Source organism: Marinifilum sp. JC120 (genome assembly GCA_004923195.1).
Lineage (GTDB): Bacteria > Desulfobacterota > Desulfovibrionia > Desulfovibrionales > Desulfovibrionaceae > Maridesulfovibrio.
Window position 1 is genome coordinate 461,943 of the sequence record RDSB01000001.1, and the last position, 22,149, is coordinate 484,091.

Sequence of the window (22,149 nt, forward strand, 5' to 3'; positions counted from 1 at the left end):
CGAAAAATCAACATACTTCGTTGACAGCAACAGGATTAAGTCTATAACCAATTCACATAATCATAAATGCAACCCGGAGAAAGCAAATGAGATTAAAGAAAATTGCCAGCTACGCTATTTTACTAAGCATAAGCTTCATTATATGTGCCTGCAACACCAAAAACACCACCCCTTTGCCGGATGCACCCGACTACGCCCAAGATAAATCCTGGTCCATTAAAGATAATAATATTACTCATAAAATCGATGTTTTTTTCGTACATCCCACAACTTACGGACCTCCGGCAAACGGACATTTCATAGCCGATCTGAACGATCAGGAACTCAATGAAGTCACTGACCGGGATACCGTGCAGTGGATCACTGCCGCTTTTGCTGATTCGTGTAATGTTTTTGCTCCCCGATACCGGCAGATGAATATCGAAGTATTACAAATGGAAGATCAGCGGTTGCAGACTTATCTAAAAACTCCGGTTTCAGATATTGAAGCAGCCTTCAAATATTACCTCAACAACCTAAACAATGGTCGGCCCTTTATTCTGGCCAGCCACAGTCAGGGTTCAAAAGTTCTGCTGACTCTGCTGCGCAAAAATCCGAAACTGCTGGACAGGAACAAACTGGTTGCAGCCTACATGCCCGGCTGGACATTTACAGATAAGGACCTCAGCGACCTTAAATTCAAACTGAGCGAAAAACCGGACCAGACCGGATGCCTGATCACTTGGAACACCATCGGTCCCGGCGGAATATCTCCCACAATCCAAGAAGGCGCGCGCTGCGTTAATCCGCTCTCATGGAATACCGAGACAAAAGAATTTCCGGCATCCATGAACATAAAAGCTAAAATTTTCATCAATCCCAGTAAAAATCTCCTTATCAAAAACTTCACTGCCGCCCGTATCAATGAAAATGGCGCACTGGAAGTCCCCACTCCTAAACCGGAAATATTGGAACAACTAAACATGTCTCTAGGTAAGGAAGTCTACCACCGCTATGATTATGACTTCTTTTTCTACAACGTGCAGAAAAACGTAAAACAACGCTGCGATGCTTATCTGAATAAACACAAATAACAAAATCGGGGTTGGCGATAATTATCACCAACCCCTTTCTCATTTACAATTATTGCAAAATATCACTGACCACGTTCCTGCCCAGCACGGACTCGAAAACATGCTTATAATCATCAGGCGTGGCCCCACCATCCCTGCAAACCCGAGCAAATGCAGCACGGGTCTCGGCACTCATCTGGCTGATATCAAAATCCTCATGGCTCCGCTTTGCCGGAACTTCACGATGAATGGAAACTCCGGGTTGCTCTTCAACTTTATGTATCATTTCACCCATTACAGTTTCTCCTTAATATAAATCTTACCACTCTTAAAAGTTACACCTGCACCGCTCACCGCCATAGCAAGCCGCTTAAGTGCCGGATTATCCTCAAGCGCAATCTCAGCCCCGGTGATTTTGAGGTCGTCACCAGCAATTGTACATGTGTAGCTAGCCGGAGTCAGAATACAACGGTCCGGGATGGATACCACAGTGCCTGCTGTGGGGGCGGTCGCAAGTGGGGTTTTCAGGGTGAGTGTGGCTTCAATTATAGAAGATGAGCCTGACCAGCGCAGATACTCAACACTCCATCCGCAGGCACTGCACAGCGTGTCAGCAGCTGCCAGTATACGTAGGTAGCTGACTGGTACAGGTGCAGATAACTGGTAATAAACAACATCTAGACTATATGTGAGGTTTATTGTTTCAACATCTGTCCAAGTTACACCATCCTCACTTTTCTGTAATCTCACCGATCCCATCTGATTTGAGCCACTGCTTGCGTTATTACCACCTTGTCTCAGGTGAAAACCTGTTATTTTAGTAGGCTCAGCAAATGCACTACCGTAATACCCTGTGTTTACGACACTGGGACCAGTATCATTTAAACCGACAAGGAGAGTGGTGTCTAAAGGAAGGGCAAAAGGATTTATGTTCTCGTAGCCTGGCGTGATAGTACTATGGATGAATGTACCCTGATCTGAAAGAACTTCAGGATCACCTTCGACAGTGATCTCACTCACCGACGCAACCTCAACCAGCTGATCGCCTACCATCAAGGTCTTGTGCAGGCCAGTAAACCTGTTCAAGAGAGACTTAGCTCCCACAGTTTTCACCTGTGTGGTCGTGGACGCTGTAACAGTTGTTAACCATCTAGCCGCAGGTATTACTAAACGACCATCACCACCGGGGGCAGATGTACAGAGCAGTCGCGCATAAGATGTGCTTAATGGAGTCGTCAGTTCTAAGGTGTACGGCGTCAAAGATGCCAATCCAGTAAAGGCTTCAACGTTTGTCCATTCAATGCCATCAACACTAGTCTGCAACATGTATGAGGCAGAATTAAAAACACTGTTAGAATAAGGAGTTATGCGAATTTTATTAATCCTTACTTGCTCGGCAAAGCCGGAACCAAAATACGCAGTGTTAAGTGCGGGAATGGTCGAATAGAAAGAAATCAGTCCACCATTGTCTTCTTCTGCAACAAACGGATCATGGTTGTAGGGATCACTATAAGCGGATAAGATGGATGTGCTCACAGAAATTTCCTGATCACCCGCAGAAGCTAAAGTGAGCTTCTCTTCTGGTCCCAGATCTTCGCCCGCTGCACCTGCACCGACTTTTAAAGCCAAATCGCTAGCCTTACTTGCAGCAGTAGGTACTCCGGGTAGAGGACTAGCAAGGGTTGCAACATAGCTTGCAAATACTCCAGTTGTTTCATCCGAATCAAGTTTGACGTAAATAAAAGTGGCCAGTTTAGCTAAATTCCCTGTAAGTGCTGCTCCACATCCAGTAAAAATTGGATTAGAATTTGTACCACTAGCAAGCTTTAAATAGTTAGCAGCGGAAACCGTCTCAACTTTAATCAGTACCTCATACACCGTACCGACAGTAAGGGTGTGATCATTCAGATTTATAACAACGTCGCCTACAGAGTTAACCGTAACAGGTGTAGTGTAGCCAGCAATAGCACTACTCGGATAAAGCCAGTTATCAGGTTCTGGTCCAGCATAAATCGAGTAAAGAGCAGCACTGACAGTCGCACCAGAACCTATAACTTCTGCAACTTTGAATGTTACTGTTTCGTATTTTGTTTTCTGGGCAGTAAATTCAACCCCAATAATCTTGTTACTATCAACATTCCCGAAATTCTGTACGTTTCCAGAGGTATCTTTAACAGAACTGCTGATAACTCCATCACCCTGATTCGTTTTAATCTGACCAGTGTACTCCTCGTTAAGCTTAAGCTCCGTAGTAGTAGAGCCTGTACCTAATGCAAGAGGAGTCCAAAGAGGGTTTTTGAAAGCCTTGGTCGGCACTCCGGGCAAAGGCTGGGCGAGGGTTGCGGTATATTCAACGTCAATCGTAATTCTACATGCAATCGATAAATCAGAATAAACTCGATTGGCTGCGTATGCAGGATAAGCAGTCGTAGGCGATGTATGGTGAACGACAGTGTCACCCGCAGTGTCTACATCAAAACCGATCCAATAAGTAATTCCGGCAATTAAGCTGTTAGTAGGGAAAGGCAAGACGACGGCAGTCCCTGCAACAATATCGACCAACGACCCGTCTCCGGTTACAGCAGCTCCCGGTACTCCGTTGTTGTCTGCCCATATCTTTGCAAAACCTTTCGCTCCTGCAACAATACTACCCTCAAGAAACAGCGGGGTGATGTCTTTCAAAGATGTATCCACAGACGGCGTGAACTTAATAGCCATGAAGTCCGAATTACTAAATGACAGGCCACCTGAAGCAAGAGCAGTCATGTCAACGAGTTCTTGAGACAGTTCTTGGGCAGGATCAATACCGACAATTTCCCCCTCCCCCTGATCCGTTATAACCGGGCCAGTGTAATTCTCATCCAGCTTAAGCACACTTTCAGTTGTACCGGACAATAGACTCAACTTACCGCCAGTCGGCACAATCTCAGGCTTGGCAGATACGATTTGGCTGGCATTTTCGGCGGCAACAGAATGCGCCGGAGCATGGACCCCGTCGGCATTAACGGTTGCGCCGGGATACCCTGCGCTAGAATCAGCAAAAGCCATGGTCGGACCATCTTGCACTGGAATATGTTTAACCAGAAGCTGATGAGATGCTGCGTCAGAATAAAGCTCCCCTCTCCGTCTCCTGACCACTTCAATACTTTTAGAAACATCCGCACCTGTAGTTTCAAGCGTCCAACGGATAGTATTGCCGGAAATTGAGGCCGTACCGAATCCTAAAGTATTTATCTCATATGAGGTCAACCCGTCTTCCGAATAATCAGATATAACTATAGAAACAGTCGTTCCTTCCGGGGCCTCAGCCGGAGCAGTAAGCACAGGAGCAGGGCTGCGCAGGGGACTTAAGTCGCCTACAGCAATTTGTATTGCAGAATCCCTTGCATCCTCGGCTGCAGTCTGGGCTGCTTCAGCTTTATCCCGAGCAGCTTCCGAACCAACCCTTGCGGCCTTTGCATCTGCAAGCAAATCACGGGAATTTCCCTCAGCTTCAATCGCCCCGCTGCGGGCAAAAACAGCATCATCCCTTGCAGTTGTGATAGTCTGCACCATTTCTTTAGGTGAAAGACGCTCTTCGCCCGGAGTTGAAATATCGTATTTAAGCGCCCTATCCAACTGCTCCTGCAACTGCTGGTCACGCATTACTCCGCGGTCAAAAGCTTCATTCAAAAGTTGTGCGGAAAAAGGGTCATTATCCACCAGTTCCAATTCCTGCGTATAAGGAATTTCCCGGTAAAGAGTAATACTTTTTCCTGCCGGAAGAGGCTCACCGGAAACAGGATATTGCACCCGCCCCCCTGAATCAGCACCGAGGCCGGAAACGATTTTGAAATCGCTCCCCGCAATAAGCCGCTCCTCCCTGCCTTCACTGTCACACACAACAGCGCAGAGATCCTCGGCCGTGAAGATACGAAAATTAAAATCAAAAAAGACCTGAACACCATCCCCCGCAAAAGTGATGTTGTTACTGCTTGAAACCACGGTCATAAATTTCTCCTGTTAATTGTTACTAACCCATTAAATTACCTGCCTGATATTTATAGTTTAAAAACAAAGGCGGACCTGAGTAACCCAACTCAGGTCCGCCCTGCCAAGAATTCCGTTAAGGTAAATTATCCGCCCATCTTTGAACTCAGCAGACTTCCAGCCATACTCATCCCCTGATTCATAAGCCCGCTATTTATTGCGGAATTATCCGTATTGGTTTCCTCCTGCGTCTGGTTATAGTTCAACACAGACTTACTATGCGCCGACCAGACTGACAGATCACCCCGCTCGATCATCCTGTTGGAACTAACCTCAGCCTGATATTTTACGATTTCAGCATCATAAGCGGCCTGCTTGATAGTGTCTTCACGCACATCCACAACGGAACCGGAATCCAGACGCACCCCCTTATGCCCGGAAATAGAATGGTTGCGGCGGTACAATTCACGACGCAAGGTTGCTAATTTAATTTCAGCATCCTGCTTGATAAGCTCCGCTTCTTTGTAATTAACCCGACGATTATAAACGCCCTGCTGCATGAGATGATAGTTATTCATCTCGGTCATCTGGGAATTGTATTCCACTTCACCACGGGCCTGACTGCTGCCAAGCACAGACTGCCCGAACTGAGACATCATACCCATATAGCTGTTTCCGCCAATTCCGCCGCCAAGCAGACTGCCCCCTGTTGATGAAGTTGCTCCGGACGAAGCCCCACTTGTACCGGAACTACTCATCAGACTGGAAAAGACTCCAGTCCCCTGTCCAGTTAAGCTGCTGATACCGCCTCCTGAAACTCCGCCGAAACTGCCCATCAGACTTGAAAGTCCGCCCCCTGAACCTCCGCCCATGGCCCCAAAGCCACCACCTACTGCCCCGCCAAGAGCATCCATACCAAGACTACCGCTCGTTATTTTCTGCCCGGAAATCCCCTTTGACGCCGCGCCGATAACGGTACTGCTTACTGCACTATAAAACATTGTGGCTATCCCTGTTGCCATCTTAACTCACCTCCATCTTTATATTTCCAGCCCGACGCAGGGCACGATAATAATCGTCCCTGCCCAAGCGAACTTTAACTTTTTCAAATTCAAAACCGCACCACTTATGCCAGAGCACGCTTTTACTATTTCGCGCACAAACCCATGTATCCAGCAGCGGAAAAGTGCGCTGCAACATGTCAAGCATCCTTCTGGAAGACCTTGCAAAAGGTAACGGTCTTTCATCCACCGCCCGAATCCCCACAACCCACGGAGTGCCGACTCCGGCAGCAAGGGGAATAACCCCAAAAATCCCCTGAACAGAACCATCCAGATACAATCCGTAAACTAATCTGGAATATTCCACATCGCCCATAATGATCTCACGCACGGACTCTCCAGGATGCAATCCTTCCAAATCGCAACGGTCACTTTCACGGATATTTGCGGCGACAAAGTCAAGATCCTCCAACGCAGGAATCCCCAGCTTTAAGGCTGACCCATTTTTTAACCGACTCATGAATACACCGATACTTCCGGTATCAATGCCAAAACGGAGAGCGGCAAAGGCTGGTCCTGCCGAATATAGATCTGTCCGTCACGATCATAGCCCCGGTTGAATTTGACCTCATAATCCCCGGTATAAAGTGCCGGGGCGCCACCTACTTTATCTGCCGAGGTACGGAATGGAGCACGCTCAAGATGTTCGCCATCATAGCCGACCTGCAAACCAAGAGATTGAAATAACCGCACAATCACATGTGATATGCGCTTCTTTTTGCCTTGCGCAGTTCCGCCGGACATGGCTCCGCCCTCAATACGCAGGGTCTTCATATTTGAAACATAAGTAAGTCCGGCATGGACCACTTTTGCAGGAGCAGTCAGAGTAATGGAGCCATCCTTAACCACTACATCAGGGCGCACAGCCCCGTCAGCCAACACAGAGACGGTCTTACCTTCCAGATGTTCCAGTCCGGTAAAGACTGTATCCTCCACGCCCTGATCGTAAGTCAGACCCGAATCTACAAAAAAAGCATCCACCGAACCTTCGCCGACGAACTGTTTCTCCATGCGCTCGACATATTTCCGGGAAATACCGTCAACCTCCCGCTCTACTGCCACCCAGACTTCCTCCTGAGTCGGGCCGGGAATGGTACACACAGAGCGAAATTTACCGTCTGTTAAATGACGATGAAAACCCACCACCTCATGCTCGCGTTGATAGGTAAGACCGACCATGACCCCATCATCACGGATCATCCAGATGACGGAATCCGGGGATTGCTGGTAAGCCCATTCAGTGATGGAATTAGAGCGGGTCAGATGCTCGGCGAGAATAGTCAAATCCGGGGCCACGTATCCATCGGATTCAAAAGAATAGGAAAGTTCACGAATGGTTCGTCCTTCGCGTTGCAAGAAGATCATCAACCCGCCCACAATAACCGGAGGAATTGCAGCAGAACCATGGGTTGTCTCACGGCGGACCATAACCGAATTGGGGGTGACAGCATCAGCACTGCTGCCACCGGAAAGCCACCATTCCCCGCCGGAAGTGCCCATGATCAACTTCTTGGAACTGACCATCCAGCGGATTGCGTTCACCTGATCAGCAGAAAGAGTGTAGGTGCAGGCATCATCATCCACAACTGGGGAAGAAACCCCGAAATTTTCATATGATCCGGCTTTACTCATCCAAATGGTCTGGGGATTGGCCGGGCTTGCAGCAAAACAGAGCCGTTCCTCAAAAAAAGTTACGCAGGAAGGAAAACCCTTTTCGCTGTTCCATTCAGCAGGAGGCGAACTGAACGAAACCAATTCCATTTTCCAATCCACATGGGATGTTCGCGACAACTTGTAGGGCTGCACTTCCGGGTGGACCAGATACATCACATCTGCGGACTGAGTAAAACGAATCCTCGACAGGTCATTTTCCTTATAGGGAATTTCAATTTCCACTGGATCGCCAGACTCATCTACAACGATTCCACCATTCTTAAATATCCTGACATTACGATCTGAGAACTCCAGAACGTAGGCTTGCTCAGTTGAGAATTCAAAAGGAATCAGACGGGTTGCAGGATTTGTTTCCCGAACCTGAACAGCTTCAACAGCCCCGGAAAATTCAGCATCGGCAATAATAGAAAGCTGCCCGCTTTCATCCGCCTTGGATCGAAAAGCATAACTCCCGTCAGCGGAAACAAATTCGCTCACACTCCCGCTTCCGGCACTGACGCATACCTCCCCGGACAAATACCCGGAGACTTTAAAACTGATCTCGTAAACACGGTCCTCCGCAAGCTTCAGGTCACGACTGAGTACTGATTTTCCTGCCTGACTACCGTCACAACTTGCTTTAGCCGCCCCGACAGCCCAACCAGATCCAAGAGTCCATTCTGTTGTAGAATTAAGACTTGCAGCGGGCAACCGATTGCGGCCCGTGACTTCACGGATGAAACGAAATCCGGTCCGACGCGAAGCTCCGCCGTGGGGATGCGTGAACATGTTTTCCAGCTCGGCCAGTCCGTTGGTATACTTGGCAAGATCAACCCTGCCGCCCAACCGGGGCGACAATTCCCCGGCACTGAAGTTGGTCATGATGAGAGATACAGACATACCTATGCCCTCCAAACCGGAGAATCCATGCCATGAATCCCCCTTGCTTCCAGCCACGGGTCATTGACGATGTTGTCCTCCCGGCCTTCAGCGGAATCCGCCAGCCGAGCAGATTGCATGGCATTGAGATACAGAGTCCACATTTCACGGGCCTTAGTGGTGGAACCGGTGATATCATCAGCCATCTCCGCTGCCAGACGGGCGGCAAAGGCCATGACAAATGATGGATCAAAAAGAACCGGATTGCTGACCTTTATGGTGTAGACAGCTGAAGCTCCGTCACGATCAGTTAAAACTTTATCGCCTTCGACCACGAATTCATCGGCCGGTGAATTAAGTTGTCTGAGATGCAGGCAATCTGAAGGGAGCTGGTATTGATGGGCAAATCCGAAAGCAGGATTATCCGCCAGCTTACCCAGCCTTGTGCGCGAGGCAGCAAAATTCCAAGGATGTTCACGCAGTACAGCGTCACGGACTTGATCGTAAAAAAGATTGCAGGTCACTGCTTCCTGTGAACTGTCGCTTAATGATTCAATGAGTCTCGCCCCAAGTTTCCTCAAAGCGAGATTACATATTTTAACCTCTGAAACCGCCATATTTTCTCCTGATATGTTTAAGGCATACGATTAATTTCGTTCCCCTTTTCATAGTCAGGATAAAATGAAGGGCGGACCTGAGTAACCTAACTCAGGTCCGCCCTTCAGACTGTTCTTTTTTAGAAGTTGATTTGTTTACAACAAATTTATTCGTACATAACCGGAAAGGATAAAGTTACACCCCCGACTTTAAAAAAGTCGGGGGTGTTTATCAGAGGATTAAACATGAATCTATAAAACAATGAAATCAAAAATAAACTTTACTTATTTTGTTTCCGCTTCCTTTTTCCTTCCACGAACAGCCTTCTTCTCAGCAGGCTTAGCCTTGCCGCCATCAACTGGTTCAAAATGTTCCGCAACATCAGCTCCGGCTGGATAATCAACACACATTCCAGCTTTGAAATGCTGCAATTTACCTTGCGGATTCCTCACGTAACAATCTTTCTTGCAAACGTACTTCACTTATCCACCAGCCTTAAATGTTGGTCTGATCGTCCATGATCAGATAGCCGCTGACTCTACCGGCAGTGGCATTGCTTCCGGTCACGGTAAAGGAAAGCCTCAGAAAGCCCTTATGGGTCACAGGCAGGGAAGGCAACGGAAAGCTATAGCCCTGTTTGAGATCAGCCACGGAAATGGAACCGGATTCAAAAAGAGTATCAAAAAGGGAAAAATCCTCCGCCTCGGATGCCTGCAAGCCTACACGCAGGCTGGTCAGGGATACGAAATCCTCGCCATCAACCATCACCTTAAGCTTAACATTACCGCCAGAACCGCAATCCTCGCCGACATTGATGACATTCTGGGAAACCGCGCTGGAAGTAACCGCCTGTTCTTCACAAAAACAAAGTTCTTTATCGAGATACATATTTTTCTCCTTTTAAATTAAGCAGTAATTGCAGCTTCGGTGTTAAGAATGGAATCCACACGACGGACCGGACAACCCCAGAAAGTGGTTACGGGCTTGCCTTCCCAGTTCTCGCTTTTGAGCATGACGTTGTTCTTGTCGGATGCTTCAATGTCGAGCAGGGTTTTCACGGTCTGGTTGCAGTAAATAGCTGTCCTGCCCATATTGGTGTTGGGGATCATGTTCAAGCCTTCGATCAATGCATGACGCAGGGAATTGGAACCGATATTCTTGGGATCAATGGACGCAATGCGCACCACATAACGCCAGTCACGGACAACAAGACCGGGAGTCCACTTATAGTGGGTGCGCAGCCCCTGATATTTACCGCCGCCGGCATCTTCGAGGGTAACTTCACCAAGGTCCTTATGGTTCAGACCGTTGGAGCTGCCTCTGGGAAAGGTAAAGTGCACGGTCTGATCAGACCAGCAAACAACCCAGATGGAAGTGCAGTTGTTTCCGGTGCCGCCGAAGTTAATGACGTTCTTGTGCTCAAGGGAATTGAAACGCGGAGCAAGGCCGAGGAATTTTTCAGGTTCCAGAGCGGTATCGCCGTAAACAAAAGTATCAGCGAATTCCTTATTCATAGCTTCAAGGAAAGCTCGTTCCTCAGAGGTACGGAAATTGGAGGAATGGCCGTTGAGATCGGAGAGGGCCTTGTCCATTTCAGCATAAGATTCAAGCATACCGCAGCTGTCATCGATCTGCTTGGTGCGGGATTTACTGGGCTTGATACCGTAGTTGAGTTTACGCCAACTGACGGTGGGAAGATCGGTGCGCACGGTGGTTCTGTGACCGGTGGGCAGGTTACCCTCAACCCATGCGGCATCGTCGAGAACTTCGTTGGTCTTAGTCAGTGCTTCAGTAATTTCAGCGACCTTGCCGTTAGGATCAAGACGACCGCCCCAGTCAGAAAGAGTAAGTGCGTTAAGTCCGAGAGTAGCCATAATTAATTCTCCTTGTAGAGATTCGGCCCTCTCGGAGCTCTTGATTTTTTATGACGCTTCAAGCGTTCAAGTCTTTTCGATGCGCTACGCGCTTTTTATATGAGATTTCGCCTCCGGCAGCTTAAACCCTTTTACAAAAGGGTTTAAGAATCCCAAAATCTTTTAATAAGCTTCGCATCATAAGTCACAAACCATCATAATTCTTTTAAATCGGCTGGTTGGGATACAGGATCTCCCCCATTGTTTTTTTGCGGGGAGTGTTCCTGTTGCTGTCCACGTAGGAATCTTCGCTAAGACGCCTACCGACATTGTAAAAGGTTTGGACCACTTCGGGATGACAGGAATAACCGGATTCCCTGATCATCTTTGCAAGGGCCGGGGAAGCAAAAGCCTGCAAGCCCTTATTAGCCACCCCCATATTCTTGCGATAATTATTGCCATGCCAGCCGGGAAGTGAACGGGTCTGCCGCTCCCAATCCCCTGTCTGAGTCTGATGATCCTGAAAACGGGCAGCTTCAAGGGTGTTATGAAAATCCACCAGTTTCTGAGCCATTTCCCCGCTGACCCCGTTTTCATGGGCAAACTGCCGGAACTGGCTGTCCACATGCGGATCGATCCCGTCCGGAAGACCGTAATTCAATTCATAAGCTTCCGGAGCATTGGGGACCGGGTTATCGGTAAGCTGCTCGGCCTCCTCAATGGTAGGCCCATCCTGCTCTTCGGAAGAATCTTCTTCCAGCAAAGAGTCTCCGCCAAGCACAGGTTCGGCCAACTCATCCTTCATCTTTGCCTGTGGGGAATAATGATCCGGCTGCGAATCATCACCCACCGGAAAATCCATCATTTTCTATCCTCCTCGTCTTTTCTCATTTGTTCAGCCCGTTCACGAATGATGGAAAGGTAAATATCCTCATCAGCGGTAATCACCGGGCCAAAAACATTTTCAATCACAAAATCATGAACAGCCACGTTACGGTAAATGTCGCTCTCTTTGGCAAACAGGGTCGCATTCACGCCCCCCTGCTCCAGCAAGAAAGTAAAAATACGTTTGCCGTGCGGGGTGTTGAATGTGGCCCGCACATCTGAAAAAAACAACTCGTTGATCCGGCGTTGTTCCTCGCGGACCTTTTCTTCCTCGCGCTGTTCATCCTCCAGAAAACCGGACTCGGTTGTCATTTAATCCTGCCTCCTTGATAAATATTAATAACAATTTTCTAGAGGAAACATGGCTTTCGAAACGTCCCGCTATATACGAATCAACGAATCATGCGGTCACTTCAGCAGCCTCATTCGCCCCCTTCAAAATACATAATATGTCTCAGGGCGGACCTGAGTCAGGTGACTCAGGTCCGCCCTGTGTTTATTTTTTAATAAAAATGAACTTTATTACGCTAAAATCCATCTTGTATCCTTTAAAGAAGATGTGGCATATGTCAGTGAGGCATTAAATTCATCCAAAGTGAGTGCACATGTTTATAGAAAATGAAATCAGCTTTGAGGCTATCGATGACCTGTTCAGCAATGCTGACAATGAAGGGCGCGATTATCTTTTTGAATATGAAGTATACAACCTGCTGGCTAACTCAGGAGCTGAAACACCTCCCGCGGCAAACTTACTGCCACGCGGAGCACGTTTTTCAGACGAAGAACTGACCTCCATTCCGGGCGAAAAGGCAGTGCTGAAAATAGTATCCCCGACTATCATCCACAAAACCGAAGTTGGCGGAGTACGCATCGTAAAAAAAGAACCATCCAAAATCCGGTCCGCCGTGCGCGGCATGATGTATGAGGTACCGGAGAACTACGCCGCATATATCGAACGCAACCCGGACCATGGCCCCGAAGAATACAAGGGGCTACACGGAGAGGCTCTTGTTAAGGCCATCAGCCGCGACCTCAAAGGAGTTTTGCAGGTCCAGTTCATGCCCCCGGACTCAAATTCCTTCGGCAACGAACTTATTGTGGGCTTGCGCCGGACCCGCGAATTCGGAACCATCATCAGTGCGGGACTCGGCGGAACCGATACCGAGCTTTACGCCGAACGATTCCGCAAAGGTCAGGCTATTGTTGCTGCTTCCGTGCAAATGGTGGACGGGCAATCTTTCTTTCAACTCTTCAAAAACACCATTTCATATAAAAAACTGGCCGGACTGACCCGCGGACAGCGACGCATTGTCACCGACGAACAGCTCATTGAGTGCTTTGATTCCTTTATTGAGATGGGTAAATATTTTTCTCCTTCCAATTCCAAAGCGGAATTCATCATTGAAGAACTGGAAATCAACCCCTTTGCCTTCACCGAATACCTGATGGTTCCGCTGGACGGTCTGTGCCGCTTCTCAAGACCGGACGAAATGCCGCTGGCCCGTCCGGTAAAAAAAATCCACAACCTGCTCCACCCAAAAAAAATCGGTATCATCGGGGTATCATCCACCCGCCGCAATTTCGGACGCATTATCCTCGATAATGTTCTGGCTGAAGGATACGCAAAGGAAGACGTAATCATCATCCGTGAAGGATGTGAGGAAGTAGACGGAGTACGCTGCGTTCCAAACCTCGATGCACTGGATCACCAACTGGACCTTTTCGTCGTTGCCATTGCCGCCCAGCATGTTCCTGATCTGGTGGACGAAGTGATTGAACTGGACTCAGCCAAAAGCGTTATGCTCATTCCCGGCGGCATGGGCGAAACCGAAGACAGCAAGGAACGGGCAGAGCAGGTCATCGCCAGCATCAATGCAAAACATGCTGAAGCTGACGGCGGGCCGGTTTTCATCGGGGCCAACTGCATGGGTGTGGTTTCCCGTCCCGGAGGTTACGACACATGGTTTATCCCGGACGAAAAACTGCCCAAAGACCGCAACGCTCCATACCAGCGGGCAGCCCTGATCAGCCAGAGCGGGGCTTTCATGGTCTTCCGCTCCAGCCAGTGCCCGGAACTGAATCCGGCCTACATGGTTTCCATGGGCAACCAGACCGACCTCACTCTTGGAGACATGGTCCATTACTTTAAAGACTCAGAAGAAGTGGACGTCATTGCGGTCTACGCCGAAGGATTCAACGACCTTGACGGGCTGGAATTCTGCCGGGCAGTGCGCCAAGCGGTGATGAACGGCAAAGAAGTGGTCTTTTACAAAGCAGGAAGAACCCCAGAAGGCAAGACTGCCACCAGCGGACATACCGCCTCGCTGGCCGGGGACTATATGGTTTGCGAAAGCTGCGTGCGGCAGGCCGGAGCAATCGTTGCCCGTACTTTTCAGGAATTTCAGGATCTGTTCATGCTGGCGGAAAAACTGAGCGGTAAAACCATCTGCGGAGACAGGCTTGCCGCTGTAAGCGGAGCCGGATTTGAAGCAGTAGGCATGGCCGACTCCATCCAGTCGGATGATTATGACATTGAACTGGCACGATTCAGTAAGAAATCAATCAAGGCCATTGATGAAATTCTGGAAGCCAGAAAACTGAAATCATTGGTTACCATCCAGAATCCGCTGGATCTTACTCCGGGCTCTAATGATATGGTACATGCTTCCATGGCTGAAATTATGGTCAAAGACCCGGCTGTGGACTCAATTGTCATCGGGCTTGACCCGCTCTCCCCGTCCATGCACACATTGGCCGAACCGACAATTCCCGCCTTTTCCATGGAAGACGAAAATGCCCTTGGCAAACTGCTCATTAAAATTGTTCAAAAGAGCGACAAACCAGTGCTGGCAGTTGTTGACGGCGGCAGGTTGTATGATCCCCTGCGAGACATGTTACTGGCAAACGGAGTCCCGGTCTTCCCGGTCTGCGACCGCGCTGTAGCCGCCATAGCCCTATACTCCAAAGCTCGCATGCGCGCCGAGGTGATCCGGCTGGCCCATGGCTGTGATTAAATTAGCACCATAAAAGTACAGGCCGTGATTCACAATGAACCACGGCCTGTACTTTTTGAGGAGGAAGAATGCTAAACAGTAAATATCTATAAAATTTATTCTTAGTATCTATCGTTACTACGGCTGGCTAGTTTCTCTGCTCTGTCGGATTTCTCAACAACAACGTAAGCCCTTTCCGCGTTCTGGAAAAAAACATTTTCAACGAATCTTGCTATTCCACAAAGCCAGCACATAAACATAAAATCTCTCCAACAACTTAAAAGTACATTCAAAAAACTATTTTCAAATTTCTTTTGGAACACTTATTTTCAGTGTACGCAGAAAAGACTCTTCGTCAATGAGATTCAATTAATTCTTTTTTTCACATTTTATATCGACATTCATTAAACACTCACAAACTACTGAAACAAAGAATTAAATACAGCTGAATACTCATTCAAAGGACCTTAAAAAAGCCACTTTGCAAAACAAAGTGGCCGCCTTGAATTCTCATGAGAACCCCACTAAATCTAATCAACAGTACGTTCTTATGTCCGTTTCTCATTTCTTCGCTCAATCATTCCGGTACTAAAAGGAATAACTAAAAAGGCAACAAGGAAAAGAATCACGCCCTTCCACCCTGCATATTCATATGCGAATCCAGCTCCGGTAATCCCCAGCCACCCACCTGTGTAGTAAAACAGAACATAAAGGGCATTGGCTTTGCCATGGCTGCAAGTCAATTTACGATTCAGGAGGACAACAGCCACAGTGTGGATAGTAAAAAATCCGGCGCACACTCCCATCAATCCGACGATTACAGCTGTGACTGACGGTAACAAAAGCATTAAAAGCGATAGCCCCAAAAGAATGGAGCCGAAAGTCAGCATCGCCCCTCCCCCGAAACGACTGCTGAACCTTCCGGCAAGCGGACCCAAAAATATACCTAGTATATAAACCAGATAAACAAGTGTAATTGTCTCAGTAGTAAAATCAAACGGGGGGTGTGAAAGCCTGTACGGCAGGTAATTAAAAACCGGGGAAAAAATCAGCAAACTTCCTGCACCACAACCATAGAGAAGAAGAAGTTCCTTGCGTTTCAGCAGTGAAGCATATGTTTCTTTTCCGTTATTCGTGCGCGAGGCAGCAATCTCTTTTTTGCCAGTGGCAGGCAAAATAAGGACTGCCAGAACAGTTGTGATCAGAATAAATATTGAGGCTGTGGTAAACGCATACCTCCAATGAAGAGGCGGATGAATCCATCCTCCGAGCAACCTTCCGCCCAGTCCGCCCAGTATAGTGGCGGAAACATATGATCCCATAACTACACTGAGCCGCTGCGCCGGAAGAGTGCGAGCCAGCCATGCGGCAAGGCTTGTGGTCAAAGCCGGGATGAAAAGTCCCTGCAACAATCTTGCGCTGACAAGAACTGTATAGTTATGAGTCAATGCACAAACGAATCCACCAGCCGCTACGAAAACACCACCGGCAACGATTATGGGTTTAATCGAATATCTATCCGACAAATAGCCAAAGAACAGGTTTGAAAGCACAATCCCCAGAATTACGAATGAAACTGAAAATGAAGCCTGCACAGGACTGATCTGGAATTCAGACTGAAGAATAGGCAGGACTGGTTGCGGAAGATATATATTGGTAAAAGATGCCGAGACCAGAGCAAAAACCGCGAGCTGTATTTTGACGATATTATTCATCAGCATTTCCTTCCAGGCCGGACAGACACAGTCATTAACAAAGCACATTAATTACATTACTTATCATTGCTCCGAAAACTAATTTTTATCAAGCAAACAAAAACCCCGCTCCGTGAACAGAGCGGGGGTTTTGAATTCAATATGAATTAATTTTTAATTAAATTAGTTCAAATCAAATGCATCTTTTTTAAAAAGCAGTAAAAGTCTTCATTTCACCATCACCAACCGGAAACCAGTAGTTTTAGTTTTGTCTATCATTCCCATCGAATAACGATCAGAACACAAATTCCAAGGATGATGCTTCCAGGTCCCGCCCCGCACAACACGCGAATAGCGCTGCCCTTTTATCACTGGATTACTACGAGGATGCTTCTCGTATGCCTTCTCGTCATAACAATCCAGACACCACTCGCTGACATTCCCAAGCATATCATGCAGCCCGAACTTATTAGGCTTGAATTTTCCTACCATAGAGCTGACTTCATAACCATCATTGCAAGGAAACGATCCCCATGATGGCCTGCTTGCAGTAAAACTTTTGTCGGACAGATTTTCATACAGGCAGGCACTGGAATCGGAATTTCCCCAATAATATCTGGAGGCAGCCCCCGCTCTGGCTGCGTATTCCCACTGGGCCTCAGTAGGCAAAAAAAATGTACCCTGCCCCTTTGCTGACAGCCACTTCGCAAATTCAACAGCATCTTTCCAAGTAACACGTACTACAGGCTGGGTATCACTATTCAATTGAAGACCGTCATAACGTTTGCTGTTATGATTAGCCTTAAACCTCCGATACTGCGCATTGGTGATTTCATATTTCCCCATCCAGAAACCATCCACGCAGACCTCATGAACAGGCTTCTCATCACTTTCTCCATCACTGCTGCCCATCATAAAACACCCACCCGGCACCCAGACAAACTGCATGCCTGTAGTCGGCTCGGTCCAGAGCTGCCCTGCTTTGGGAGTCTTGCCGGATTTGGAAGTCTTGGAAACTGCCGGAGACGGGACAGGCTTTTTCTTCTGCGTCTGCTGACGAAACTCAAGCCCGATAAATTCGTCGGGGTCCACGGCATGGGCGGGGACAGCCAAAGCAATCAACAGGATCAGAGTAAATAATCGATATAGCATGGTCGCACCTTTTAAAACTGGTTGTTTTCAGGGCTTACGGATCAGGCGAAATCCATAGTTATTTTTTCTACTATCAGCATCAGAGTTTGAACGGCTGGCGGACCTGAGCCACGCTGGCATATTCATCCAACTGCCGCCGCGTAAAACAGGCTTACGCAATTTACCCTTAACTACGGGATTCTTTCTTGTGTGTTTGGTATAAGCATCTATCTCGAAAAAATCCTCACACCATTCTTCAACATTACCGTGCATATCATAGAGTCCAAAGGCATTGGCTGTAAAAGCCCCGACCAAAGTCGACACCTTTCTATAAACTCCCTTATGTCCGTTTCCATATACGTAATTTGCGTTATAGTTGGCTTGGTCAGAACTAATGGTTTCGCCAAAATAATATGGTGTTGACGTCCTCGCCCGACAGGCATATTCCCACTCAGCCTCAGTGGGTAATTTGAAATCCCCATATCCTTGAGAACTCAACCAATCGGCAAAACTCCGGGCCTCGTGCCACGAGACAAAGACCACGGGCTGACGATCTTGATTCAGGCTTTTTCCTTTATAATCTTTACTATTATGACCTGCACGAAACTTGCGATATTGACCGTTTGTCACCTCGTACCGCCCCATCCAGAACCCATCAACACAGACCTCGTGCACAGGAAGCTCAACCGCACGCCCCTTACTACTGCCCATCATAAAACATCCGCCCGGAATCCAGACGAATTCCATACCTGTGCTCGGTTCGGTCCAGACCTGACCTGCTTTGGGAATCTTGCCGGACTTGAAAGGCTTGGAAATAGCCGGAGAAGGAGCAAACTTTTTCTTCTGTGTCTGCTCCCGAAACTCAAGCCCGATGAACTCGTCGGGGTTTACGGCATGGGCGGGGATAGCCAGAGTCAGCAGGAGGATGAAAATAGAAAAGATACGCAGCATATGACCTCACCTTGCAGAATTTAAATCCGGGCTTGCTGTTAACCTGCGCCAATAAATTCATGAACCTATAAATTATTCTATCCTCACCAAACGAAAACCAACATTGTTGGTTTTTAAAGAAGGATAACTACCGCCACGACTGGCAGATCTGGAATTCTCGGGTCGGCCATACCAACTACCCCCACGGTAGACCCGCTCATAACCATCGGCCGAATAAACAGGATTCTTACGGGGAAGAGTCGAATAAGCCTTCTGGTTGTACCAATCCTCAACCCATTCCCAGACATTGCCATGCATATCGTAGAGACCGAAATCGTTGGGGACCAAAGAACCTACGGAAAGAGACATCTTCCTGATAACCCCTTGCCGTCCACGACCATAAATATGGTAACCATGATAGTTGACCAGATCAGTACTGATAGTCTCACCAAAAAAGAAAGGAGTATTTGTCCCGGCACGGCAGGCATATTCCCATTCAGCTTCTGTAGGCAGACGAAACCTGCCATTGCCTTTACCCGACAACCATTTGGCAAAAGCTGTGGCATCGTTCCATGAAACATAAACTGCGGGCTGAGTATCTCCATCCAAGGATTTGCCCTTATTCTCTTTGCTGTCATGGTCAGGCATATAGTTTCTGAACTGCGCATTGGTCACCTCAAACATCCCCATCCAGAAACCATCTACACAGACCTCATGGACCGGGCCTTCATCCCTGTCGTCCCTGCCTTTTTCAGAAAGAGGTGCGCCCATCTTGAAACACCCGGACGGAACCCGGACAAACTTCATACCTGTGGTCGGTTCAGTCCAAGTTTTAATCCCCTTGGGAATCGGGTGTGAAGTTACTAATTTTGCTGAGCCGAGATCAACCTTCCCCTTCAGCACCAGACGAAAACCGACACCGGCGTATTTGTTGGATGGATCTTCCCAATTGCGATCTGCTGTCCGCACCCTTCCAAAACCGTCATGCCAGCTACCTCCACGATGGACACGACTCTTGCCTTCAACCTTATTAACAGGATTCTTATGATCGTGTTTTGAATATGCTTCCTTATCATACCAATCTTCACACCACTCAGAGAGATTGCCCAGCATATCATGCAAACCGAACCTGTTAGGCTCATAGCTGCCCACCGGAGCAGTCGCGGCATACCCGTCATCACAAGAATAAGTAGCATCAGAGGGCTTAAAGACCCTGCGTGCAGTGGAGTCACTTACATTCGCATAGCGACAGATATGAGCATCGGAATACCCCCAAAAATACCTATCGGTTGACCCGGCACGACAGGCATATTCCCATTCCGCCTCAGTAGGCAGGCGATACTGAACATTACCCTTCTTTGATAACCATTTAGCAAAAGCTGTGGCATCATCCCATGAAACTTTAGCTGGCTGAGTGAACCCGTTAAATGATTGCCCTTCATATTCATAGCTTTTGTGAGAACTTTTGAGTTTTCTGAACTGTCCGTTGGTCACCTCAAATTTACCCATCCAGAATCCATCAACACAAACCTCATGGTCCGGCCCTTCATCGTCATTGCGCCTAGATGAAAAAGATTCCCCCATCTTGAAACACCCGCCCGGAACCCAGACGAATTCCATACCTGTAATCGGTTCAGTCCAAGTATCTCCAGCTCTGTATGTTTGTGCGGGTACTTTTCGAATAGTTGTTTGCTTGGATGTCTCTTGGGTAATTTTGGGTTTGGAAGCTTCCGGAGCAGGCGCAGGCTTTTTCTTCTGCCCCTGCTGCCGGAACTGAAGATCAATGAACTTGTCTGGTTCCACCGCATATGCCGGGACGGTCATACAGAACATTAATATGAACAACATGACGCGCAACATACTTACTTCACCTTGCAAAGCTTATGTTTGGACTTGGTGGTAATTTGCGGATTCTGGTCCAGATCAAGAGCATTCAACTTTGATCTGGCATAACTAAACGCTTCCTGAGTATCGACCCAGCCGTTACCGTCTGCATCGCCTTCACCCAGCATGGCCTTGATGAAAAAGTAACTGAACGCCCCCTGCCTGCCGGAGGAATACTCTTCAGCCGGACGGTCCGATGACGAAGCGGTGATGACCTGTTTCTTAGCGGAAAAGAAGGATTTTTTTACCTTGGGTACAATCAATTTCAACCCGGTTGCGGACTTCGTACCGGAAAAACAAGCATCCACGATCATGATAATATTATTATTTCTAATTCGTCCGAACTGCCGATCCAACTCCTTCATGGAAATGGCTGTACGACCACTGATCCCTGAAAGAATCGCTTCACTGGGAACCAGCAGTCCGTCTGCAAAGTTTTTATTGTCAGCACTCAGGACGGGTGAACCATGACCTGAAAAATAAAAGACAATCTTTGCACCGGGATTAAGCCGAGCTTTCTTATCCAGCCAATTCAGGGCATTTATGATATTGCCGTAGGTAGCTTCACGGTTGAGCAACAATTTCACATGCCCACTGTCGTTCTTGAATCCGGCCCGGCGGGTCAGCAGGTTGTACATCTGTCGGGCATCGTTATCCGCATAACGCGGCCCCTTGATATTCCGGTAATTGCGGATACCTACTATCACCGCATAGGCCTTATCAGTCGTCTTCATGGACTGTTTTGCCCCGCGAATATCCAAAACCTCGTTCTGCTCTGAAAAAGTGGCAGTCCCTACTGTAGGCACTCCCGCCACCTGATCCGGGAGCGGCTCGGGCAGGGGGATCATGGAATCATCACCAAGTGCCGCAGCCATCTTGGCAACTTCCTCGCTGAAAAGTGGTATTTTAGCAAATTCATGCGATAATTCAGCCATTCCTTGCAGGGCTTGCTCTTTATCGCCGCGACGGAACAACTGCCACTGCTGTTCAGCCAGATACCCGGCAGCCTTCTTATCTTCACCCGGCAGCAGCCCCTTGCGTGCGGAGACATACTTCAATGCTTCGCGATACTTCCCCTTGCGGTAAAGACATTCCACCCTTAGGCGAGATGAATTTTTATCCTTGCCCCCAGCCTTGAGAGCCCATTTCTCAGCAAGATCATAACGACCAAGCTTAAAGGCCAGCCAGCCCACCGTGGCGGCGTCCTTTGCGGAACCGGACTCTTCCGCCAACGCTGCAAGAATCTCATAAGCCTTATCCGGACGTTTGTACCTGTAATACATCACCCCGAGATTGTAGCTGATCTCCTTGTCTTTCGGACACATCTTCGAGGCCCGGATCATGGAAGAGAGGCCTTTTTTCTTATCGCTCTTGAAAGTCTTGACCGCCACATCGGCCAATGTCCTCGCGCCAAGACAAAGGTCTTTTGCCACCCCATCTCCAGCCATGACCAGCAATAATAAAGAAAAAAATATAACCTTCCTCATATGCATCCTTCCTGATAGCTTTTGCTCCGTAAAAACAGACTCCTGACAATATAATACATAATTATAAGAGAATGGACACGC

At 48.0% G+C, this 22,149-nt stretch carries 17 protein-coding genes; 2 read left to right on the forward strand and 15 right to left on the reverse strand.

The window, feature by feature from the left end:
• Nucleotides 1-86 precede the first annotated feature (86 nt).
• Nucleotides 87-1,073 carry a DUF3089 domain-containing protein gene (locus D0S45_02190; GenBank protein ID TIH20174.1) on the forward strand — a complete coding sequence of 329 codons (987 nt, stop codon included), beginning with the start codon at nt 87-89 and terminating at the stop codon, nt 1,071-1,073.
• A 49-nt stretch (nt 1,074-1,122) separates the two neighbouring features.
• Here D0S45_02190 and D0S45_02195 read toward each other — a convergent pair whose 3' ends face one another.
• From D0S45_02195 to D0S45_02240, 10 genes are all read right to left on the reverse strand, one after another.
• The gene (locus tag D0S45_02195; GenBank protein TIH20175.1) at nt 1,123-1,347 is read right to left on the reverse strand and encodes a hypothetical protein; all 225 of its coding nucleotides are present in this window, start codon (nt 1,345-1,347) and stop codon (nt 1,123-1,125) included.
• Nucleotides 1,347-5,042 carry a hypothetical protein gene (locus D0S45_02200; protein ID TIH20176.1) on the reverse strand — a complete coding sequence of 1,232 codons (3,696 nt, stop codon included), beginning with the start codon at nt 5,040-5,042 and terminating at the stop codon, nt 1,347-1,349. The genes D0S45_02195 and D0S45_02200 overlap by 1 nt, the downstream gene beginning before the upstream one ends.
• A 125-nt stretch (nt 5,043-5,167) precedes the next feature.
• Nucleotides 5,168-5,893 (reverse strand): hypothetical protein, encoded by a 726-nt coding sequence (locus D0S45_02205; GenBank protein ID TIH20277.1) that lies wholly within the window; start codon nt 5,891-5,893, stop codon nt 5,168-5,170.
• A gap of 151 nt (nt 5,894-6,044) precedes the next feature.
• Nucleotides 6,045-6,542, reverse strand: a complete 498-nt coding sequence (locus D0S45_02210; protein ID TIH20177.1) for a hypothetical protein — start codon at nt 6,540-6,542, stop codon at nt 6,045-6,047.
• On the reverse strand, nt 6,539-8,635 hold the full coding sequence (locus tag D0S45_02215) for a hypothetical protein (GenBank protein TIH20178.1): 2,097 nt from the start codon (nt 8,633-8,635) through the stop codon (nt 6,539-6,541). Before D0S45_02215 ends, D0S45_02210 begins: the two co-directional genes overlap by 4 nt.
• Before the next feature lie 2 nt (nt 8,636-8,637).
• Nucleotides 8,638-9,231 carry a hypothetical protein gene (locus D0S45_02220; GenBank protein TIH20179.1) on the reverse strand — a complete coding sequence of 198 codons (594 nt, stop codon included), beginning with the start codon at nt 9,229-9,231 and terminating at the stop codon, nt 8,638-8,640.
• 475 nt (nt 9,232-9,706) lie between these two features.
• Nucleotides 9,707-10,099, reverse strand: coding sequence for a hypothetical protein (locus D0S45_02225; protein ID TIH20180.1), 393 nt, complete (start codon nt 10,097-10,099; stop codon nt 9,707-9,709).
• A gap of 17 nt (nt 10,100-10,116) precedes the next feature.
• Nucleotides 10,117-11,085 carry a hypothetical protein gene (locus D0S45_02230; GenBank protein TIH20181.1) on the reverse strand — a complete coding sequence of 323 codons (969 nt, stop codon included), beginning with the start codon at nt 11,083-11,085 and terminating at the stop codon, nt 10,117-10,119.
• A 205-nt stretch (nt 11,086-11,290) separates the two neighbouring features.
• On the reverse strand, nt 11,291-11,929 hold the full coding sequence (locus D0S45_02235) for an endoprotease (GenBank protein ID TIH20182.1): 639 nt from the start codon (nt 11,927-11,929) through the stop codon (nt 11,291-11,293).
• On the reverse strand, nt 11,926-12,261 hold the full coding sequence (locus D0S45_02240) for a hypothetical protein (protein ID TIH20183.1): 336 nt from the start codon (nt 12,259-12,261) through the stop codon (nt 11,926-11,928). The genes D0S45_02235 and D0S45_02240 overlap by 4 nt, the downstream gene beginning before the upstream one ends.
• 293 nt (nt 12,262-12,554) lie before the next feature.
• On the opposite strand from D0S45_02240, the gene D0S45_02245 reads away from it, so the two are divergent.
• Entirely contained in the window at nt 12,555-14,963 is a 2,409-nt protein-coding gene (locus D0S45_02245) for a CoA-binding protein (GenBank protein ID TIH20184.1), read from the forward strand.
• Nucleotides 14,964-15,490: 527 nt separating this feature from the next.
• Here D0S45_02245 and D0S45_02250 read toward each other — a convergent pair.
• The 5 genes from D0S45_02250 to D0S45_02270 all read right to left on the reverse strand — a co-directional run bounded on the left by D0S45_02250 (nt 15,491) and on the right by D0S45_02270 (nt 22,074).
• Entirely contained in the window at nt 15,491-16,657 is a 1,167-nt protein-coding gene (locus D0S45_02250; GenBank protein ID TIH20278.1) for an MFS transporter, read from the reverse strand.
• Nucleotides 16,658-16,864: 207 nt separating this feature from the next.
• On the reverse strand, nt 16,865-17,788 hold the full coding sequence (locus D0S45_02255) for a formylglycine-generating enzyme family protein (GenBank protein ID TIH20185.1): 924 nt from the start codon (nt 17,786-17,788) through the stop codon (nt 16,865-16,867).
• Nucleotides 17,789-17,815: 27 nt separating this feature from the next.
• The gene (locus tag D0S45_02260) at nt 17,816-18,718 is read right to left on the reverse strand and encodes a formylglycine-generating enzyme family protein (GenBank protein ID TIH20186.1); all 903 of its coding nucleotides are present in this window, start codon (nt 18,716-18,718) and stop codon (nt 17,816-17,818) included.
• A gap of 72 nt (nt 18,719-18,790) precedes the next feature.
• Nucleotides 18,791-20,557 carry a hypothetical protein gene (locus D0S45_02265; GenBank protein ID TIH20187.1) on the reverse strand — a complete coding sequence of 589 codons (1,767 nt, stop codon included), beginning with the start codon at nt 20,555-20,557 and terminating at the stop codon, nt 18,791-18,793.
• A 2-nt stretch (nt 20,558-20,559) separates the two neighbouring features.
• Nucleotides 20,560-22,074, reverse strand: a complete 1,515-nt coding sequence (locus D0S45_02270; protein ID TIH20188.1) for a hypothetical protein — start codon at nt 22,072-22,074, stop codon at nt 20,560-20,562.
• Nucleotides 22,075-22,149: the final 75 nt, after the last annotated feature.

Coding starts and splice junctions, on each gene's coding strand:
- D0S45_02215 (TIH20178.1), bottom strand. CDS start 8,635: ATGTCTGTATCTCTCATCATGACCAACTTCAGTGCCGGGGAATTGTCG.
- D0S45_02255 (TIH20185.1), bottom strand. CDS start 17,788: ATGCTATATCGATTATTTACTCTGATCCTGTTGATTGCTTTGGCTGTC.
- D0S45_02210 (TIH20177.1), bottom strand. CDS start 6,542: ATGAGTCGGTTAAAAAATGGGTCAGCCTTAAAGCTGGGGATTCCTGCG.
- D0S45_02265 (TIH20187.1), bottom strand. CDS start 20,557: ATGTTGCGCGTCATGTTGTTCATATTAATGTTCTGTATGACCGTCCCG.
- D0S45_02260 (TIH20186.1), bottom strand. CDS start 18,718: ATGCTGCGTATCTTTTCTATTTTCATCCTCCTGCTGACTCTGGCTATC.
- D0S45_02225 (TIH20180.1), bottom strand. CDS start 10,099: ATGTATCTCGATAAAGAACTTTGTTTTTGTGAAGAACAGGCGGTTACT.
- D0S45_02220 (TIH20179.1), bottom strand. CDS start 9,231: ATGGCGGTTTCAGAGGTTAAAATATGTAATCTCGCTTTGAGGAAACTT.
- D0S45_02250 (TIH20278.1), bottom strand. CDS start 16,657: ATGAATAATATCGTCAAAATACAGCTCGCGGTTTTTGCTCTGGTCTCG.
- D0S45_02245 (TIH20184.1), top strand. CDS start 12,555: ATGTTTATAGAAAATGAAATCAGCTTTGAGGCTATCGATGACCTGTTC.
- D0S45_02195 (TIH20175.1), bottom strand. CDS start 1,347: ATGGGTGAAATGATACATAAAGTTGAAGAGCAACCCGGAGTTTCCATT.
- D0S45_02235 (TIH20182.1), bottom strand. CDS start 11,929: ATGATGGATTTTCCGGTGGGTGATGATTCGCAGCCGGATCATTATTCC.
- D0S45_02190 (TIH20174.1), top strand. CDS start 87: ATGAGATTAAAGAAAATTGCCAGCTACGCTATTTTACTAAGCATAAGC.
- D0S45_02270 (TIH20188.1), bottom strand. CDS start 22,074: ATGCATATGAGGAAGGTTATATTTTTTTCTTTATTATTGCTGGTCATG.
- D0S45_02200 (TIH20176.1), bottom strand. CDS start 5,042: ATGACCGTGGTTTCAAGCAGTAACAACATCACTTTTGCGGGGGATGGT.
- D0S45_02205 (TIH20277.1), bottom strand. CDS start 5,893: ATGGGCGGAGGTTCAGGGGGCGGACTTTCAAGTCTGATGGGCAGTTTC.
- D0S45_02240 (TIH20183.1), bottom strand. CDS start 12,261: ATGACAACCGAGTCCGGTTTTCTGGAGGATGAACAGCGCGAGGAAGAA.
- D0S45_02230 (TIH20181.1), bottom strand. CDS start 11,085: ATGGCTACTCTCGGACTTAACGCACTTACTCTTTCTGACTGGGGCGGT.